Source organism: Prevotella sp. CAG:592 (assembly GCF_000436015.1).
GTDB lineage: Bacteria > Bacteroidota > Bacteroidia > Bacteroidales > Bacteroidaceae > Prevotella > Prevotella pectinovora.
The window spans coordinates 1-3,025 of the sequence record NZ_FR892515.1; the positions used below are offsets into that span (position 1 = coordinate 1).

General features: G+C 53.1%; 2 protein-coding genes. Both read left to right on the forward strand.

The features are described from left to right. Positions 1-193: 193 nt before the first annotated feature. Entirely contained in the window at positions 194-1,600 is a 1,407-nt protein-coding gene (locus QVO99_RS02060) for a S8 family serine peptidase (RefSeq protein WP_022315930.1), read from the forward strand. Between the two features lie 406 nt (positions 1,601-2,006). Continuing rightward, positions 2,007-2,873, forward strand: a complete 867-nt coding sequence (locus QVO99_RS02065; RefSeq protein ID WP_022315931.1) for a hypothetical protein — start codon at positions 2,007-2,009, stop codon at positions 2,871-2,873. Positions 2,874-3,025 lie beyond the last annotated feature (152 nt).

Sequence of the window (3,025 nt, forward strand, 5' to 3'; positions counted from 1 at the left end):
CTTTGGGAAGGTCAGGATGGGTTATCCTTTAGGAAGGTCAGGATGGGTTATCCTTGGGGAAGGTTAGGATGGGTTATCCTTTGGTGAAGGTCAGGATGGATTAAACTTAATCTTTGTCTTTTCAACTATTTTGTTTACTTTTGCATTCCGATAATTCTATATACATACACACCATATTATAAACAGACGCACTATGCGAAACGATAAACTCCTACCCATGATAGTGACCCTCGTGTCACTCCTGCTCACTATGATGCTTCCGGCAGAGGCACGCAACAACGGTTCGGCAAAGATACCATATCCCGGAGGCAAGCATTATATGTACAGACTCACGCTAACCGACAAGCGGCCATCGATTCACATGATGAGCAATCCACTGTCGTTCCTCTCGGCAAAGGCACTGGAGAGACGCCGCCGACAGGGAATCAGCGTGGATACGCTCGATGTGCCCGTGGCGCAGCAGTATGTGGACGAGGTGGAGAAGCTGCCGGGGATGAAGGTGGTGAGCCGCAGCCGCTGGAGCAACACCATTGTGGTGCGCACCAAGGATGCAGCTGCCACAGGCAGACTCTCACAACTGCCCTTCGTCAGCGATGTAAGGATGGTGTGGGTGTCGCCGGATTCTATCGTGGCGAATCCGCCGCGCCCCAAATACCACACCGAGATAGAGCAGCGCGACACCTCGATACACGCTTCCCACGGAGTGGCGCAGCCGCAGCTGGAGATGGTGGGCGGAGTGAAGCTCCATGAGAGGGGATTCCGCGGACAGGGAATGACGATTGCAGTGATGGATGCCGGTTTTCTGAATGCCGACCTCATTCCGGCGTTCAGGGATATAAACCTCGTAGGCTATGCCGACTTTGTGGTGCCACAGTCGCGCAGCATCTTTGCCGAGATGGAGCATGGCGCCAACGTGCTCTCCATCCTGGCGATAAACAAACCGGGGGTGTATGTGGGTGCCGCCCCCGATGCCGCCTATTGGCTGCTGCGCTGCGAAGACCAGCAGTCGGAGCAGCCAGTGGAAGAGGACTACTGGGCTGCGGCGGCAGAGTTTGCCGACAGTGCGGGAGTCGACGTGATAAGCTGTTCGCTCGGTTTCAACATCTACGACAAACCCTTCACCAACTATTACTCCTACTGGCAGCAGGACGGCAGGACGGCACTCATCTCGCGTATGGCGTCGACGGTGGCGAGCCGCGGCATGGTGCTGGTGAACAGTGCCGGCAACGACGGTCAGGACCCATGGAAGAAGATCGGGTTCCCTGCCGACGCCCGTGATATGCTGTGTGTGGGAGCCGTCACTCCGGAGCTCCGCAACGCCTCGTTCAGCAGCGTGGGACCCTCTGCCGACGGCAGGGTGAAGCCCGACGTGATGGCGCAGGGCAGTCCGACGAACATACTCTCGGAGCGCGGCACACTGACGTCGGTGATGGGAACCTCCTTCTCCTGTCCCATCGTGGCAGGTCTCACGGCATGTCTGTGGCAGGAGCACCGCGAGATGACGGCGCTGCAGATAATAGACCTCGTGCGCAGTCTCGGCGACAACTTCAGCCATCCTGACAACGTGTATGGATATGGCGTGCCGGATTTCTCGAAATGAGGTCCCGCTGGAGGATGGGTTCGTCTTGGGGCGTGTAGGGTAGTAGCACTGTTTGCTGATTTATCAATAAACATTTTGCCCGCTTATTTGTCATCTGATACCGCCGGGAAAGGGAGTGTCCCGGCACTCCCTTTTCCTGTCGATATGGAAAAAATAGAGTGATGACCATATTTAATATATTCGTAAACAAATAATCAAGTAATTTTTAGGATTGTTTAGATTTTTTCATTACATTTGCCGACGCAAGCAAGAACAGACATCATAACAGACCATTTGCCGAAGAGGATGCCGTGCGTACGGATGCCTATAGACACCTTATCCACACTGGCAAACACAGAAGCGAAGCTATGCGGACAGAGGTGTGGCAAATAAAATGAAAACTAATTTTAAAAAAACAATACTATTTATGAAAAGAACAAGATTCTCTCTTCTCGTCGCACTCATCGCGATGAGTCTTTCTGCTACGGCACAGACCGCTAGCCAAGTACTCCGAAGTCTTACATTCGATGCCCCCAAGGCACTCTATCACCCTAAGGGAAACTCTGCAAACATGAGGCAAACTCCAAGCACCAAAGCAAGGAAAGTGGCAGTATACAAAAGCTACGACCAGGGCTGGTGGCTGCCCAACGCACAAATCGTTGCCGACGAGGGCGACAACCCTGACTGGGTGAAGGCCAATGTGGAAGGTAAAACCGTTTACATGAGCAAGTCTGTGATGACAAAAGTGGTGCCGGAGCCGTTTATGGTGAACAAATGTCAGAACACGCCATATGTATGGACGACAAACGACGACCCCGACGCCACGGCAGGATGGATGGCACAGGCCATGAGCTGGCGCATAGGTAAGGTGAAAGGACAGTCGGGACTCTACGTTGCCGAGGTTACCGACTACGACGGTGCCACATCGCTGCGCCTGGGAAAGATGGTGGACAACGTGCTTGTGTTCAAATACAAAGTGTTCTTTGCAGGCGGCTCCGATTATGAGCGACTCGAAGGCGTAGGGAAATGGGTGGCAGAGAAGGAAGCCTGCCAGGACTTCCCATACAACGGAGCCAAGGTGTGCTACTTCAGATGGAGCAACGACATGCTCTATAAGGCAGATATCGACTTCGAAGACGGCGGAGGCATGATATATGAGACCCTCGATCTTACAAAGCTCACCGAGCCGATGGTATACACTATCTTCAAAGACGAGATAGATAACGGAAGGATAAACTACTTCTATCTTACATCCTTTAACTTCACCGGCAAATGGGGACGCACATTCATGTAGGCACAGCCAACCGCCGCAACGCCTTAGCCCTGCTCCTCCTTGCCCTCGCTATGCTGTTCAATACGGCAGTACCCGCAATGGCGCAGAAAAACATGACAGGAGCACTCAAGAAAAAGAGCCTTTTGGGCAAAGGCAATTTCTCCAAGGCGGCA

What these genes read in the sequence shown, in the direction of transcription:
- QVO99_RS02060 (WP_022315930.1), top strand. Translation starts at nt 194, where the DNA reads ATGCGAAACGATAAACTCCTACCCATGATAGTGACCCTCGTGTCACTC.
- QVO99_RS02065 (WP_022315931.1), top strand. Translation starts at nt 2,007, where the DNA reads ATGAAAAGAACAAGATTCTCTCTTCTCGTCGCACTCATCGCGATGAGT.